This is a genomic window from Desulfurispirillum indicum S5 (assembly GCF_000177635.2).
In the GTDB taxonomy this organism is placed as follows: domain Bacteria; phylum Chrysiogenota; class Chrysiogenetes; order Chrysiogenales; family Chrysiogenaceae; genus Desulfurispirillum; species Desulfurispirillum indicum.
Genome location: NC_014836.1, coordinates 2,188,400 through 2,203,219 on the forward strand (window position 1 = coordinate 2,188,400; position 14,820 = coordinate 2,203,219).

The window sequence follows — 14,820 nt, forward strand, 5'->3', positions numbered from 1 at the left end:
CGGCTGTTACCCTTCCATGCCAACAGCGGACCCACTTTGGACTTCTGACTGTAAGTTCACGCAAGATTCATTTCGTAGGGTACAACGTGCACGGCCTGGCGGTTATTTCTCGCCTGCCACAGGTCATAGGCACTTTGCAGCCTGAGCCAATGATCGGCTGAGGGTTTCCCGAAAACCATCTCCAGGCGCAGGGCCATGTCTGTAGTAATTGCACCGCGTCCATTGAGGATTTTTGAAAGCGTCTTACGGCTGACACAAAGATGCGCTGCGGCATCAGTCACGGTGATGCCCAGTTCCAAAATAAGTTCTTTGAGTATTGCGCCCGGATGGGCGGGGTTATGCATGCTCATCAGTGGTAATCCTCATAGTTTACAATTTCTGCATTGTTTCCGGTGAAGCGAAAGGTGACTCTCCAGTTCCCACTCACCTTGACAGACCAGGCACCTTTGCGACTGCCTTTCAGCTCGTGAAGAGCAAGTCCCGGTAAATCCATATCATCTGGCGACTCTGCCAGATCAAGGTTTGACAGAATAAGAGCTTGTCCATAAATAATTATTAACCATTATGATAGTTTGCTATAGAATGATTCAGCGAGAGATCATTCATGGCGGTGATTTATGTCTAAAGTGCAATCATGGGAAGTCTCAGATGCTTTCTGGCAAAGAGTTGAGCCTTTGCTGCCAATCCAGCAAAGAGATCCTGACAAGACCTACAAACGCAAGCCTGGTGGCGGACGGAAGCGACTTGACCCCAGAATGGCGTTTTCCGGCATTGTCTATGTGCTGCGCACCGGTTGCCAGTGGAAAGCCATACCCAAGGAGCAGTTTGGTTGCGCCAGTGCCGTGCACAAGTACTTCATTGAGTGGAGTAAGGCCGGTGTATTCGAAGCTATTTGGCGTCAAGGGCTGGCTGAGTATGACGAGATGGAGGGAATTGCCTGGGAGTGGCAAAGCATAGATGGCGGAATGTACAAAGCACCAATGGCTCTTGAAACCGTAGGGAAGAACCCGACGGATCGGGGAAAAAAACGGGAGCAAGCGTCATGTCCTGGTGGACGGTCGTGGCGTCCCGTTGTCCATCGTCGTAACCGGAGCGAACCGGCATGATGTGAGCCAGCTTGAAGCTGTTCTTGATGGCGTAGTCTTCGAGAAGCCTGCAGAGCAGGAGCAGCATCTTTGCGCAGATTGTGGCTACAAGGGAAAGCAGGCGCTCAGCAGCATTCTTCAGCGCGGATACATACCCCATGTAAAGCAGCGAAAAGAAGAGATCGAGGACAAGAAGCGTGACCCATCAAAGAAGGCGAGGCGCTGGATTGGTGTATGTTGAATAAATCGGACACGAAAGGTAGATAGAGTTATCAAACCGGAGGTGTCTATGAAGCGTCGAGTGGTATCGCGTTACTCCAAGGAATTTCGCGCAGAGGCCGTGAGTCTTGTGAGGGACAGTGGGAAGTCTTCCGTAGAAGTATCTAGAGATCTTTCCTTGCCCAAGTCAACGCTTGAAAGCTGGCTTCGTGCGGACAAGGCGGGCAAGCTTACAGAAATAGGGAGTGATCGCCGCTCCTGACAGAAGTAGAGCAGGAGCTTTCCCGACTCAAGCGCGAGCTTCACCGTGCGCGCCAGGAGTGTGAAATCCTAAAAAAGGCCGCCGCGTACTTTGCCAGGGAGTCGCAGCCCGGTACGCGATGATCAAAGCACTTCAGCCTGAGTATAACCTGCGCCTGCTGTGTGAAGTCCTCGATGTATCCGTCAGTGGGTACTATTCATGGCGCACACGGCCAGTGTCAGAGCGTCGCAAGGAAAACCTGCGGCTCACGGTTGAAATCAAAGCGGCTCACGAGAAAACCCGGAAGACATATTCTCCGGAGCGCCTACAACAGGAGCTGATGGCAAATGGAATACATGTCAGTCTCTACCGGATCAGGAAAGTACGCAAGATGCATGGAATAGTGTGCAAACAGAAGCAGAAGTTCAAGGCAACCACCAACTCGAACCACAAGCTGCCAGTGGCACCAAACATACTGAATCAGGAGTTTACCGCCAGTGCCCCTAACCAGGCGTGGCTTACCGACATCACCTATGTTCCAACAGATGAAGGGTGGCTCTACCTTGCTGGTCACAAGGATCTCTACAGTAAAAAGCTGGTGGGGTATGCTATGTCTGAACGTATGACCAAGAACCTTGTCATGCAGTCACTGCAGCATGCGGTGGAGCTGGAGCGTCCCGGCAAGGGGCTCATTCACCACAGCGATCGTGGCAGCCAATATTGCTCAAATGAGTTCAGGCAACAATTGGAGCGTTATGGCATGCAATCTTCCATGAGCCGTCGGGGAAATTGCTATGACAATGCACCAATTGAGAGTTTCTGGGGAATACTGAAGACAGAGTTGATCTATCACAAGCGCTATGCGACACGCCAAGAGGCTATACGTAATATAACCGAGTACATTGAAGTGTTCTATAACAGACAAAGGATGCAGCGGGGACTTGGGTATCTCTCACCTGCTGCATTCGAACAAAAATATTACAAAGAGAGAAAAACCGCATAAAGTTTTCGTGTCCGTTATTGACAACACATACCATATTCTCCGGAGCGCCTACAACAGGAGCTGATGGCAAATGGAATACATGTCAGTCTCTACCGGATCAGGAAAGTACGCAAGATGCATGGAATAGTGTGCAAACAGAAGCAGAAGTTCAAGGCAACCACCAACTCGAACCACAAGCTGCCAGTGGCACCAAACATACTGAATCAGGAGTTTACCGCCAGTGCCCCTAACCAGGCGTGGCTTACCGACATCACCTATGTTCCAACAGATGAAGGGTGGCTCTACCTTGCTGGTCACAAGGATCTCTACAGTAAAAAGCTGGTGGGGTATGCTATGTCTGAACGTATGACCAAGAACCTTGTCATGCAGTCACTGCAGCATGCGGTGGAGCTGGAGCGTCCCGGCAAGGGGCTCATTCACCACAGCGATCGTGGCAGCCAATATTGCTCAAATGAGTTCAGGCAACAATTGGAGCGTTATGGCATGCAATCTTCCATGAGCCGTCGGGGAAATTGCTATGACAATGCACCAATTGAGAGTTTCTGGGGAATACTGAAGACAGAGTTGATCTATCGACAAGCAAAAGGACACCCACTTTGCACTTGATGATTCCGCCATATATTCGATACACTCAAACACCAAACTCCCAGCAGGAGGTGCCACATGACCATTGCCAGAAGTCAGATTATTGCCCTGGATTCCACGCCCTACTATCACTGCGTCAGTCGTTGTGTGCGGCGGGCCTTTCTGTGTGGTGTTGACTCGGTAACGGGGCAGAGTTTCGACCACCGCAAGCAGTGGATTCTGGATCGGCTAGGGGTGCTGACTGAGGTCTTTGCTATTGATATCTGCGCCTACGCTCTGATGAGCAACCACTATCATCTGGTGCTGCGGGTTGACCGGGAGCGGGTGGAGGCGATGTCTGATTATGAGGTGCTTGGGCGCTGGAATGTGCTCTTTTCCGGCAATCCGCTGATCAAGATGTTTCTGGCGGGGCAGAAGCTCAGTGCTGTGCAGGAGCAGATGCTGGCGGCTTTGATTCGGGATATTCGCCCGCGTCTGTATGATATTTCCTGGTTTATGCGCAGTCTCAATGAGTGGATTGCCCGGCAGGCCAACAAAGAGGATAATTGCAAGGGGCGTTTCTGGGAGGGGCGATTTCGCACCCAGGCGCTGCTGGATGAATACGGTCTGCTGACGTGCATGGCCTATGTGGATCTGAATGCCATTCGGGCGGGGATTGCGGATTCACCGGAGCATTCCGACTTCTCTTCCATCCAGGCGCGCATACGAGCCTGGGGAGAGGTTTTAGGGGAAGAGGCGGCGGCTCAGTGTCCGCCTTTACTGGGCTTTAACGACAGTGGGACTGATGACGCTCTGCTACCCTTTACCACTGTGGATTATATGGAGCTGGTGGATTGGACGGCGCGCAATGTGCGGGCTGACAAGGCCTGCGCCATGGATGAGGACGCGCCGCCGATTCTGGTGCGCATGGGCATAGACAGTGAGCGCTTTGCCAAGCAGATGCGGGGTGAAGGCGGCAGTTTCCCCACCTTCATGGGAGCCTACCACTGTCTGCGCGATGCGGCCAGGGAGCGGGGGCTGCACTATGTGCGGGGCAGTGGCACAGCCAAACGGTTGTTCTGCGCCGACAGGGCGTCGTAGAAGAATTCTACCCAATTGGATTTAAGGCCACCTTCCAATTCACCAGTCCAATCCCTCGCTGCACTCTTCCACCGGGGTCTGCATGTCTTCGCGGATGGATTCCGCATACCGGGAATGGAGAGCAGGTACAGGCTTTCCTGAATGGAATTCCTGTTTTCTTCGGCAGTAAGAATTGCTTTAGTAACTATTCACGGTGAACATAACAGAAAAAGAGGGTCTCACCCAAAGTCCACAAAGCCCTCCAAGAAAAGTAGTCAAGAGAAAACCATATCTCTCGCCCGTTCGCTGCGCTCACTCGAGGCGCAGAGGGCGCGGAGGGAAGAAGAAACAAATTTGTAGCTGCTTTAGAACTTATCCATAAATTACGCCGATTTTCCTGTATGTGATTATGGCTGCCGCAAGACACGTCAACCCGTAGTGAGTGACCTCAAGCTTCTCAAAGCGCACATGAATCTTCCTGAAACGGTTGAACCAGGAAATAGATGCTTCCACTATCCAGCGCCTCGCCTTCTTTGATGGGTCACGCTTCTTGTCCTCGATCTCTTCTTTTCGCTGCTTTACATGGGGTATGTATCCGCGCTGAAGAATGCTGCTGAGCGCCTGCTTTCCCTTGTAGCCACAATCTGCGCAAAGATGCTGCTCCTGCTCTGCAGGCTTCTCGAAGACTACGCCATCAAGAACAGCTTCAAGCTGGCTCACATCATGCCGGTTCGCTCCGGTTACGACGATGGACAACGGGACGCCACGACCGTCCACCAGGACATGACGCTTGCTCCCGTTTTTTTCCCCGATCCGTCGGGTTCTTCCCTACGGTTTCAAGAGCCATTGGTGCTTTGTACATTCCGCCATCTATGCTTTGCCACTCCCAGGCAATTCCCTCCATCTCGTCATACTCAGCCAGCCCTTGACGCCAAATAGCTTCGAATACACCGGCCTTACTCCACTCAATGAAGTACTTGTGCACGGCACTTGCGCAACCAAACTGCTCCTTGGGTATCGCTTTCCACTGACAACCGGTGCGCAGAACATAGACAATGCCGGAAAACGCCTTCCTGGGGTTAAGTCGCTTGCGCCCACCACCAGGCTTGCGCTTGTAGACCTTGTCAAGATCTCTTTGATGGATTGGCAGCAAAGGCTCAACTCTTTGCCAGAAAGCATCTGAGACTTCCCATGATTGCACTTTAGACATAAATCACCGCCATGAATGATCTCTCACTGAATCATTCTATAGCAAACTATCATAATGGTCAATAATTATTTATGGACAAGCTCTTACTCTGCGTTCTCCGCGTGCTCTGCGAGAGAAATTGCCTTTCTCCCATTCGAAACCCTGAATAATTACCTGCATTATTCCTTTTCCCGGTGATGGTTATAGGCCGGTGGGAGTGTGTGGCCTCATCAATAAGTCGATACAGATTGGCACGGGCTTCACTGGCAGTCACTACGGCATGGCATGCTCTCCTGTCGATGTGCGGATTTATTGCTCGGAAATATTCAGCGATTGGCAGCGCCTTTCATGAAAGTACGCTTTTTCGTCGCAATTCAATTAAAATGTGGCTTGCCGTTTCGCTACGCGTTTTCCCATAGAAATTTCCCCTGAACAGGCAATCTCCCTTTGCCCCCTTGCGGCTTTGCGCCTTGAGTGAACACTGCGAACGGGCGTGAGACTCTGTCTTTCCATTCGCGTTCATTCGCGGTCAACATCCCTGGTTTTCACCTCGACCTCCTGCTTGGGTACGGGCCACAGAAAACGGAACTGGTCATTTGTCGCCAGATACCTTACCCTGCTTCATCATCACAATGCGCCAGTGGCGCTGCAGGGAGGGCATTATGAGCAGTCACTTTGACGCTGCCGCCAGCAAATGGGATCATGACCCCGCAAAAGTTGAGCGGGCAAGGGTAACAGCGGAAAGAATCCGGGAACTCCCCTTCGTCAATCGCAACAGCCTGGTGGATTTTGGCAGTGGCACCGGCCTGCTCGGCCTGCAGCTGAAGGATTCCTTCGCCAGCGTTCTCCTGGTCGATTCCTCGCCGGAAATGCTGCGGGTGGCCCGCGAGAAGATCACCGAACAGGGTATAACCAATGTCGAAACCTGCCACGGGGACAGCCTGACCGATGTGGTTTCGCGCCATTCAGCGATCACCACGCTGATGGTTCTGCATCACATGGCCGATGTGAAAGCATTTTTTACTGAGGCCTACCAGGCCCTCGAGCCGGAAGGCTTCCTGATTATTGCCGATCTGGCCAAGGAAGACGGTTCATTCCACAAGCACATGTCATCATTCAGTGGTCACAATGGATTTGATACTGAGGAGCTGTCCGAAATCGCAGCTGAAAGCGGCTTTCGCGTTCACAGCGCTGAGCGCTATCACGAAATAGTCAAAAAGGGTGCGAACGGAGAAAAGCGTGCCTATCCACTCTTCCTGTTTGCCGCCATAAAGCAGGTCCTCCCGTAAAAGAGTCACCCGGCAGCTTATTCACCCTGCCGGTTATTCTGCAGAACTTCACTGAATGCGGCAGCGAGAATACCTGTAGGCATCGCGAATGGAGAATCTCATATGAAAAAACTGTTACTGCTTTTCAGTGCTCTTCTGCTCAAAGGGTGTCTGGGGATGCCGAAAGCTGTCCAGCCTGTTACGGATTTTGAGCTGGAGCGCTATCTGGGAACCTGGTACGAGATCGCGCGTCTGGATCATTCGTTCGAACGGGGCTTAAGCGGGGTTACGGCTGAGTACCGTCTGCGGGACGATGGAGGTATACAGGTGCTCAATCGCGGGTTCTCGGAGTCGAAAAACCAGTGGAAAGAAGCTGTGGGCAAAGCCTATTTTGTGAACAGTGATTCGGAGGGTTTCCTGAAGGTTTCCTTCTTTGGCCCCTTTTACGGTTCCTATGTGATTTTCGAGCTGGATCACGAGAACTACCAGTACGCCTTTATCTCTGGTCCCAACACCGGGTATCTCTGGTTCCTGTCGCGCACGCCAACCGTGGAACAGGAAATGATGGAGAAGTTCCTGTCGGCGGCAAGGGCTCGCGGGTTTGATACGGACAACCTTATTTTTGTAGGGCACGGGCGGCAAGAGTAGCCTTCAGCAAAGCCCGTCGCTGCTGCAATCCAGGCGTCCATGTTTTTCACAGGAGACCTGGTTGCGCCCGGCGGCTTTCGAGGCGTACAGGGCCTTGTCGGCACGGGCCAGAAACCCGGCTTCATCGTCATCGGGCTGCCACGCGGTCACGCCGAAGCTGCAGGTCAGATTCCCTATGATGGGAAACGGATGCCATTCTATCTGCTGCCGCAGTTTTTCCGCAACGATCCTGGCAGCTTTGCAGTCATTATCCCTGAGCAGCAATACGAATTCTTCGCCACCCCAGCGGGCAAAGACGTCACTTGCGCGAATCCCCGCGCTGACAATCCTGGCAATTTCCTTCAGTACGGCATCCCCGGTGTTGTGACCCCAGGTGTCATTGACTCGCTTAAAGTGGTCTATGTCGAACATGATCAGCGCCATGGGGGTGGAGTTGCGTCGCTTTCTGGCGGCTTCGTCATCCAGCACCCGAGTGAACTGCAACCGGTTGGAGATGCCCGTAAGGGGATCGGTAATCGCCAGGGTTTCTTTCTCCTGTATCAGGGCCTCCGCCAGGGAAAGCAGGGTGTTGAAGGTGGTGGCAATATGGGTAATTTCATTCGGCCCACGGGTGGGTATGCGGCTGCTGAAGTCCTGGTTACGCACAATGCGGTCAATACTGGACAAGACGGCACTCAGTGCCCGTAAAAGACTGGTGGTGGCGGATATCGTCAGAAACAGCACCGCGAGGGCGGCAACAGACACAACTGCCATTCCCACATGCATTGACGACTGCAGCTGACTGAGTTCTTCATGGGTGTGCTGTCTGATGATTTCCAGGGAGAGCTCTTCCAGGGACTTCATGTTATTGATAACCATTGACGAAGTGGTCCACCAGCCCATGGTGGTCAGGGATGTGGGGACAACTCCATGGGCCATGATATGCTCCAGAGCCTGAAACATGCGCTCATTGGCCTGGTCACGGCACTTGTCCTCAAAGGCATGGGAGAGCTCGGCAGACGCTTTGCCTCTCAGCCGTCGCACCTGCTCATCATAGAGCCCCTTCAGGCTGAACAGCGTGCGCAACGCAACGGGTTCCGGCTGTTCGCTTTCCAGAATCTGTCCCAGGGTGGCGCGGATCTGACCAAGATACTCCTTGGCTTCAATCAGATGACGATGGGCATCGATGTCACTGGCGGCAATGGTCAGGCGTGGTTCATGGGTGAGGGTATCCATGGCGTCCAGCAGCTGGCGCAGAAGCTGTGTGTACTCCAGCCGTATGTCAGCGAAGCCCGCTGACTGCTGCAGCGTGCTGTGCCGAACCGCGTCAAGTCGTTCACGAAAACCGGGCAGCGGCACTGGTGTCTTCTCCAGGGTGTCGAGGGCGGCATCTGTGTGGCGAAATTGGCGATCCAGATTCTGGTATTGCCCTGTGACAGCCTGCCCTCGCTCTTTTTGCAGTTCGTGCACGGCTCCTGAAAGAGCGCTGACAGTCTGGACGTTCGCGCTGACCCGCTCCACAGCGCGGGTCTGAATGATAAAGTTACCGTATTGCAGCCAAATGGTAAGAAACATGCCGGTTATCGCCATGAAGCTCAAGAGCAGAATTTTCTGTCGCAGGCTCACAAATCCTCCTGTAAACACGATGGTCACGATGGATACAGTGTATCCTATCGGAATCCTGGTAGCAATCCATTAGGAGACTACAGAAAATCTCCATCTGCGACATTACAAAACCACAGCGCCATCCCAAATCTTTCATGGGGCATGGTTGAAGGCCCTGGCCCTTGACACGAGACAGGAAACATTCCATATCTCCTTCTGAATCGACATTTCCCGAAAACACGGTGGTGGTGACATGAAGCATACTCCTGCTGGAAGCGTCTCTGAGTTGCTTGAACATCTGCACTCCCTGCTCGCGCAGCGGATCCGCTTTTCATCGTCCGCCTGGAAGGCTGCCGAGGCGCGGTTTTCGGCACGCCGCTTTGCTGCTGGTGAGCATGTTATCGAGGCCGGGAAGCGCGTCTGCACCGTTGGTTTTCTCCTGCAGGGCTTTGCGCGTTACTATTATCTGACACCCTCAGGAGAGGAGTTCAATAAATCTTTTGCCAAAGAAGGGCAGGTGCTGAGCTGTATCAGTTCCCTGGTAGCGGGTGAACCATCCCCATTTTTTATTCAGGCGCTTGAGCCCTGCCAGTGCCTGTTCCTGGAGTATCAGGATCTGCAGGAGCTCTGCCGTCTGCACCCGGAATGGGGGGAGCTGGTAAGACACCTGCTGGAGCAGCTGGCGCTGAAAAAGGAGCGTCGGGAAGCGGATTTTCTGCTGCTCTCTGCGCAGGAGCGTTACCAAAAATTCCTGCAGGAATATGCGGATATTGCCAGCCGCATCCCCAACTATCACATAGCTTCCTATATCGGCATCACCGAAGTCAGCCTTTCGCGCATCCGCAGACGCATGGGTTACACCGAAATTAACAAGGGATAATGTCCCCGTATCTCCTCAGCGTTATTCTTCGGGTCAAACTCTCCCATGGAGGCTCCCGATGAAAATCTCTGGAAAAACCATTCTGCTTACCGGTGGCAGTGAAGGTATCGGCTTTGAGCTCGCCCGTTTACTCAAAGACGAGAACACGGTGATCATCTGTGGTCGCAACGCGGATAAGCTCGCTCAGGCAAAAAAAGCGTTGCCGGAAATTGTCACCATATCGGCTGACCTGAGCGTGGCAGCACAGCGGAACACCCTGGTTGACCGCGTTCTTTCCGACTTCCCCCAGACAAGTGTCCTGATCAACAACGCTGGCGGGCGACAGGTCATTGATCCGCAAAAGCGGTGTGGGGTCGAAGACGCGCTGTATTCCGACTTTGAACTGAATGTTCTTGCCCCTGTGCTCCTCTGTGAAAATTTCCTGCCACACTTTCGCAGCCAGGGTGCGGCAACTATCGTCAACATCACCACCGGGCTGATTTTCCTCCCCAAAGCCTCATATCCCTTCTACTGCGCTGCCAAGGCGGCACTTCACTCCTACACCCAGAGCCTGCGCTGGTCACTGCGCGCTACACCAATACGCGTTCACGAGGTTATACTGCCCCTGGTGAATACCCCTTTCCACAAGGGGCAGCTGCCCGGAACGGTTCGAGCCATGGATGCAGCGCAAGCCGCCAGCCTCTGTCTGAAGGAGCTCACCAGGGGAACTGAAGAAATTTCTATCGGGAAGGCCCGGCTCGCGCGTCAACTGGCATTTCTGTTCCCCCGCAAGGGCATATCACTGATAAACCGTATTTAAAAAAGCAAGAAGGAGTTTCCATGGAAAGCGCACCCCCCAGGGTCTGTCCGGCACAGCGGGCTGGGAGTCTCGATAACCGTTTCCGCCGTTTGCTGCAGAATCCCCGCAGGATGCTGTCTCCCTATGTCCGGGAAGGAATGACCGTCCTTGACATCGGCTGCGGTCCCGGTTTTTTTACCACTGACCTGGCAGACATGGTTGGCGATCGCGGCCGGGTCATCGCCTGCGACATTCAGCCTGCCATGCTGGAGAAGCTGCGGCATAAGGTCAGGGGAACTGCCCTGGAAAGCCGCATTGTTTTCCACCAGTGCCGCGAAACAACCACAGGGCTCACCGAACCTGTGGATTTCATTCTGGCCTTCTATATGGTTCACGAAGCCGCAGACCAGACGCTGCTTTTGCGCGATCTGTGCACTCTGCTCAAGCCTCAGGGCCTTCTTTTTCTCGTGGAACCGCCCATACATGTCAGCAAAACCGCATTCGCCGAAACCCTCCGCAAAGCACAGGAAACCGGACTGACCATGATTGCGCAACCGGCAGTGCGGTTCAGCAAAACCGCTTTGCTGCAGAAGTAGTGTTTTTTCTTTTTTGGTAAGCTATGCTACTCTTTCACCCAACAACAGAGCCCACGCAAGAGCTCTGCCAAAAAAGACTTTAACAGATTGCTTGTTTGAGGCATTTCAGGAGGCTGTGAAAAGCCGTTTTTCCTTAACCGCACGTCACCCATTCGAGCGGAGGCACCATGCGCAGAACCATCACCATTGAACCCGTCACCCGCATTGAGGGTCACGCCAAGATCACCCTGCAGCTTGATGATGCCGGGGCAGTGGCCGATGCCCGCTTCCATGTCACCGAATTTCGCGGCTTTGAAAAGTTCTGCATCGGGCGCAGTTTCCAGGAGATGCCCGGCATCACGGCCCGTATCTGCGGCATCTGTCCCGTCAGCCACACCCTGGCTTCGGCCAAGGCGGGGGATGCCATTCTGGGGGTGCGCATACCGCCAGCGGCGAAGCTGCTGCGTCGCCTGATGAACTGGGCCCAGATTGTCCAGAGCCACGCCCTGAGCTTTTTTCACCTCAGTGGCCCCGACCTGCTGCTGGGAATGGAGAGTGATCCAGCCACGCGCAATATCTTCGGTCTGATGGAAAGTCATACCGACCTGGCCCGCGACGGCATTCGCCTGCGTCAGTTCGGGCAGGAGCTTATCCGCCTGCTGGGAGATCGCAGTGTTCACCCAGCCTGGGCGATTCCCGGCGGAGTACGCGAGCCTCTCTCCTCCAGCGGACGGGACACCATCGCCCGGGATCTGCCGGAAGCCCTGCTGATTGCCACCCGCGCTCTGGAACTTGGCAATAAAGTACTGGAACGGCACGGGCGCGAAGCGGCAGCCTATGGTAATTTTGACAGCATGTTTCTGGGAATGGTGGGTGAGAATGGCGCCCTGGAGCACTACGACGGCAACCTGCGACTGATTGACAGCAGTGGTAAAAACGTTGAGGAGTGCGACCCGGCGCGTTTCCTGCCCCTGATCGGTGAAGGGGAAGAGGTCTGGACCTACCTGAAATTTCCCTACTATAAACCGGCTGGCTATGAACAGGATCGGGGCATGTACCGGGTGGGGCCCCTGGCACGGCTGAATGTGGCCGACTTTGCCAGCACGCCCCTGGCAGACCGGGAACTGCGCCGTTTCCGCCAGTGGGGCAAAGGTGGCCGGCCGGTTCTGCAGAGCTTTCTCTACCACCAGGCCCGCCTGATCGAGATCCTTCACGCCCTGGAGTCCATCCAGCAGGCGCTGGAGAATCCCGTCCTCGGCGAGGAGCACGTGCGCAGCCATGCCAGTGTCAACCACGAAGAGGGCATCGGCGTCACCGAAGCCCCCCGCGGCACCCTCTTCCACCACTACAAGGTGGATGAAAACGGCCTGCTGACCCATGTGAACCTGATTATCGCCACGGGGCAGAACAACCGGGCCATGAACCGCACCGTCCTGCAGATCGCCCAGGCGGAGCTGCGGGGCCAGGAGATCACAGAGGGTCTGCTCAACCGCATTGAGCACGGTATTCGCGCCTACGACCCCTGCCTCTCCTGTTCCACCCACGCCACAGGCAGCATGCCCCTGGATGTGGAGCTGCTGGACAGCCAGGGCAGGCTCCTGCAGCATGTGCAGCGCTGATGAAGCTGCTGGTGGCCTGGGGAAATCCGCTGCGCCGCGACGATGGCGCGGCGCTGGAACTGGCACAGCGCCTGGAAGAGCACTACCCCGCCCATGAGCTGCGCATTGAGCGCAGCCACCAGCTCACCCCCGAGCTGGCCGTTCTGGTGGCAACACCCGGCGCAGAGGCCATCATCTTTGCCGATGCCGCACTGGACACCGCCACTCCGCGCCTGGAACCCCTGGCAGCCGCCTCGGCTTCACCCGGCTCCTTCAGCCACCATATGAGCCCCCAGGAGATCCTGTCCCTGGCCTGTCAGCTGGGCGCTGCGCCTCCGCCAGCCTGGCTGGCGCGTATTCCCGCCTTTGACATGGGAATGGGCGAGGGGCTGAGTGCCAAGTGCCAAAGCGCTCTGGAAGACATGATACGGCTCTTTCGGGAGTCGTTTTAACAGCGTGCGATGCCTTTAGGTGAGATGGGCGTCCCAACCCGCAGCACATACTGACGGATCCAGACGTAATCGACGGTCAGCTTTTCCAGCGGTTTGCATGACCATCATGGCGCGCTCCTATCCGCCAGCTGCCACAATCATGTCCCGCAGGAACCAGGTGGCGATGGAGAAGTAAATCAATACGCCCCCGATGTCGGCAATGGAGGTAATCAGCGGAGCGCTGGCAGTGGCGGGGTCCATCTTCAGTCTGCTCAGAATGAAGGGCAGGGACATGCCCACCAGGGAGCCGAAGAGCACGGTACATACCATGGTCATGGCGACAACGGCGGCCACTTCAGGGCCTGCGCGGAAGATACCGATTGCTGATACAGCCACAGCCATGCCCACGCCCAGCACCAGAGCCACACCAACCTCTTTGCCCAGCAGCCGGAACCAGTCTTTCATATGGGCGCGGCCAGTGGCCAGGGCGCGGATCATCAGGGTGGAGGACTGGCTGCCCGCGTTGCCACCGCTGTCGATGAGCAGCGGCAGGAAGAAGACCAGGGCCACCACGGCCTCGATGGTATCCTCAAAATAGGCAATTCCCGCACCGGAAAAGATGTTCATAAACACCAGCACCAGCAGCCAGGGGATGCGTTTCTGCACGATCAGCCAGGTGCTGGCCTCCAGCATGTTCACATTGCTGAGTCCAGGAGATTTGTGGGAAACACCCCCCATGCGGTGGATATCCTCGGTGGCTTCGGCTTCGGCCACGTCCATGGCGTCGTCGTGGGTGACGATCCCGGCCAGCTTGTCGTCGCCATTAATGACGGGCAGGGCCAGCAGATCGTACTTGGCGATCTTGCGGGCAGCTTCGCTTTGGGGGTCACGGGCGTTGATGGAGATAACGTCCGTATTCATGAGCGCGGCCACCGGGGTTCCGGGCTTGCTCAGGATCAGATCCTTCAGTGACACCACCCCCAGCAGGCGTCGCTCGCCGTCAATGACAAAGGCGTGGTAGATGGTCTCCTTGTCTGGTGCTTCATGGCGCAGGCGCTCGATACATTGCGCGGCAGTCAGGTTCAGGGGAAGTGCCGCGTAATCGGAGGTCATGATGGCGCCGACCGTCCCCTCAGCATAGGAGGAGAGTTTGCGGATATCTTCGCGTTCCGCCTGGGCCAGGCCGGGGAGAATGGCCTGCTGGTGCTCGCTGTCCAGGTTGTTGTAGAAGTCGGCCCGGTCGTCGGCATCCATGGCGCTGATGATGCGGGTAATCTGGTGAATGTCCAGCTGATCCACCAGCGTCTGCTGGACACTGGCACTGAGGTAGCCGAAGACTTCCGCCTGCTTCACGGTCTGCATGCACCGCAGCACATGGGCAGCCTGGTCAGGCTCAAGCTGATCCATCACGCTGGCAAGGTCAGCGGCGTGGTGCTTTTCCACAAGCGCGAGAATGCTTTTTTCATCTTCAGGGGAAAACTGATTCTGGAAGAGTTCGAGAAAGGTGAGGTAGAGCGTTTCTTTGTGCATGGGCGCCTCCACGGTTGTTGCCCGGCAACAATCCGCTGCAGGCGGCGCACGCCCTTACCTTCGGGGCTGGTTGGAAATACCCCGTGCACGGCACACACCACCGCGGCAGCTGTGGCCGGGGAGGTTCATCGACTGGTCGCGAAAGCT

12 protein-coding genes and 6 pseudogenes are annotated in these 14,820 nt (G+C 55.3%); 11 read left to right on the forward strand and 7 right to left on the reverse strand.

Annotated features, from left to right (window positions below; genetic code table 11):
• Positions 1-56 precede the first annotated feature (56 nt).
• Complete coding sequence (locus SELIN_RS10250; RefSeq protein WP_013506598.1) at positions 57-350, reverse strand: HigA family addiction module antitoxin; 294 nt, start codon at positions 348-350, stop codon at positions 57-59.
• A pseudogene (locus SELIN_RS15530) lies at positions 350-535 on the reverse strand (type II toxin-antitoxin system RelE/ParE family toxin); the annotation flags it as partial. The pseudogene SELIN_RS15530 and the gene SELIN_RS10250, both read right to left, overlap by 1 nt.
• A gap of 82 nt (positions 536-617) precedes the next feature.
• On the opposite strand from SELIN_RS15530, the pseudogene SELIN_RS10255 reads away from it, so the two are divergent.
• The 4 genes and pseudogenes from SELIN_RS10255 to SELIN_RS10275 all read left to right on the forward strand — a co-directional run.
• Positions 618-1,314 (forward strand): annotated as a pseudogene (locus SELIN_RS10255) (IS5 family transposase); the annotation flags it as partial.
• 60 nt (positions 1,315-1,374) lie between these two features.
• Positions 1,375-2,548 (forward strand): annotated as a pseudogene (locus SELIN_RS10265) (IS3 family transposase).
• A 33-nt stretch (positions 2,549-2,581) separates the two neighbouring features.
• Positions 2,582-3,127, forward strand: a pseudogene (locus SELIN_RS10270) (IS3 family transposase); the annotation flags it as partial.
• Positions 3,128-3,211: 84 nt separating this feature from the next.
• Complete coding sequence (locus tag SELIN_RS10275) at positions 3,212-4,213, forward strand: hypothetical protein (protein ID WP_013506600.1); 1,002 nt, start codon at positions 3,212-3,214, stop codon at positions 4,211-4,213.
• Positions 4,214-4,252: 39 nt separating this feature from the next.
• Here SELIN_RS10275 and SELIN_RS15535 read toward each other — a convergent pair.
• From SELIN_RS15535 to SELIN_RS15540, 3 genes and pseudogenes are all read right to left on the reverse strand, one after another.
• Positions 4,253-4,392: pseudogene (locus tag SELIN_RS15535) on the reverse strand (type II toxin-antitoxin system prevent-host-death family antitoxin); the annotation flags it as partial.
• Between the two features lie 172 nt (positions 4,393-4,564).
• A protein-coding gene (locus SELIN_RS14775; protein WP_156788060.1) for an IS5 family transposase occupies positions 4,565-5,402 on the reverse strand; the annotation gives its coding sequence in 2 pieces (ribosomal slippage) (positions 4,565-4,996 and positions 4,998-5,402; 837 coding nt in all).
• A 154-nt stretch (positions 5,403-5,556) separates the two neighbouring features.
• Positions 5,557-5,682: pseudogene (locus SELIN_RS15540) on the reverse strand (type II toxin-antitoxin system prevent-host-death family antitoxin); the annotation flags it as partial.
• 361 nt (positions 5,683-6,043) lie between these two features.
• Between SELIN_RS15540 and SELIN_RS10290 the strand changes: the two are divergent.
• Positions 6,044-6,670, forward strand: coding sequence for a class I SAM-dependent methyltransferase (locus SELIN_RS10290; RefSeq protein WP_013506602.1), 627 nt, complete (start codon positions 6,044-6,046; stop codon positions 6,668-6,670).
• A 102-nt stretch (positions 6,671-6,772) separates the two neighbouring features.
• Positions 6,773-7,297: a lipocalin family protein gene (locus tag SELIN_RS10295; RefSeq protein WP_013506603.1), complete on the forward strand. Its 525-nt coding sequence runs from the start codon at positions 6,773-6,775 to the stop codon at positions 7,295-7,297.
• A gap of 3 nt (positions 7,298-7,300) precedes the next feature.
• On the opposite strand, the gene SELIN_RS14165 is transcribed toward SELIN_RS10295, so the two are convergent.
• Positions 7,301-8,902 carry a diguanylate cyclase gene (locus SELIN_RS14165; RefSeq protein ID WP_013506604.1) on the reverse strand — a complete coding sequence of 534 codons (1,602 nt, stop codon included), beginning with the start codon at positions 8,900-8,902 and terminating at the stop codon, positions 7,301-7,303.
• 232 nt (positions 8,903-9,134) lie between these two features.
• Between SELIN_RS14165 and SELIN_RS10305 the strand changes: the two genes are divergently transcribed.
• The 5 genes from SELIN_RS10305 to SELIN_RS10325 all read left to right on the forward strand — a co-directional run bounded on the left by SELIN_RS10305 (position 9,135) and on the right by SELIN_RS10325 (position 13,164).
• On the forward strand, positions 9,135-9,761 hold the full coding sequence (locus SELIN_RS10305) for a Crp/Fnr family transcriptional regulator (RefSeq protein ID WP_013506605.1): 627 nt from the start codon (positions 9,135-9,137) through the stop codon (positions 9,759-9,761).
• 58 nt (positions 9,762-9,819) lie between these two features.
• Entirely contained in the window at positions 9,820-10,560 is a 741-nt protein-coding gene (locus tag SELIN_RS10310; RefSeq protein WP_013506606.1) for an SDR family oxidoreductase, read from the forward strand.
• Between the two features lie 20 nt (positions 10,561-10,580).
• A complete protein-coding gene (locus SELIN_RS10315) occupies positions 10,581-11,135 on the forward strand; it encodes a class I SAM-dependent methyltransferase (protein ID WP_013506607.1) in 555 nt (184 codons plus the stop codon).
• 167 nt (positions 11,136-11,302) lie between these two features.
• Entirely contained in the window at positions 11,303-12,733 is a 1,431-nt protein-coding gene (locus tag SELIN_RS10320; RefSeq protein ID WP_013506608.1) for a Ni/Fe hydrogenase subunit alpha, read from the forward strand.
• Positions 12,733-13,164 carry a hydrogenase maturation protease gene (locus SELIN_RS10325; RefSeq protein ID WP_013506609.1) on the forward strand — a complete coding sequence of 144 codons (432 nt, stop codon included), beginning with the start codon at positions 12,733-12,735 and terminating at the stop codon, positions 13,162-13,164. Before SELIN_RS10320 ends, SELIN_RS10325 begins: the two co-directional genes overlap by 1 nt.
• Positions 13,165-13,281: 117 nt before the next feature.
• Here SELIN_RS10325 and mgtE read toward each other — a convergent pair whose 3' ends face one another.
• On the reverse strand, positions 13,282-14,673 hold the full coding sequence (gene mgtE / locus SELIN_RS10330; protein ID WP_013506610.1) for a magnesium transporter: 1,392 nt from the start codon (positions 14,671-14,673) through the stop codon (positions 13,282-13,284).
• Between the last annotated feature and the right edge of the window lie 147 nt (positions 14,674-14,820).

Excerpts from the sequence above, each read along its gene's own strand:
- SELIN_RS10320 (WP_013506608.1), top strand. The coding sequence starts at position 11,303 with ATGCGCAGAACCATCACCATTGAACCCGTCACCCGCATTGAGGGTCAC.
- SELIN_RS10310 (WP_013506606.1), top strand. The coding sequence starts at position 9,820 with ATGAAAATCTCTGGAAAAACCATTCTGCTTACCGGTGGCAGTGAAGGT.
- mgtE (WP_013506610.1), bottom strand. The coding sequence starts at position 14,673 with ATGCACAAAGAAACGCTCTACCTCACCTTTCTCGAACTCTTCCAGAAT.
- SELIN_RS10295 (WP_013506603.1), top strand. The coding sequence starts at position 6,773 with ATGAAAAAACTGTTACTGCTTTTCAGTGCTCTTCTGCTCAAAGGGTGT.
- SELIN_RS10250 (WP_013506598.1), bottom strand. The coding sequence starts at position 350 with ATGAGCATGCATAACCCCGCCCATCCGGGCGCAATACTCAAAGAACTT.
- SELIN_RS10305 (WP_013506605.1), top strand. The coding sequence starts at position 9,135 with ATGAAGCATACTCCTGCTGGAAGCGTCTCTGAGTTGCTTGAACATCTG.
- SELIN_RS10315 (WP_013506607.1), top strand. The coding sequence starts at position 10,581 with ATGGAAAGCGCACCCCCCAGGGTCTGTCCGGCACAGCGGGCTGGGAGT.
- SELIN_RS10275 (WP_013506600.1), top strand. The coding sequence starts at position 3,212 with ATGACCATTGCCAGAAGTCAGATTATTGCCCTGGATTCCACGCCCTAC.
- SELIN_RS10290 (WP_013506602.1), top strand. The coding sequence starts at position 6,044 with ATGAGCAGTCACTTTGACGCTGCCGCCAGCAAATGGGATCATGACCCC.
- SELIN_RS10325 (WP_013506609.1), top strand. The coding sequence starts at position 12,733 with ATGAAGCTGCTGGTGGCCTGGGGAAATCCGCTGCGCCGCGACGATGGC.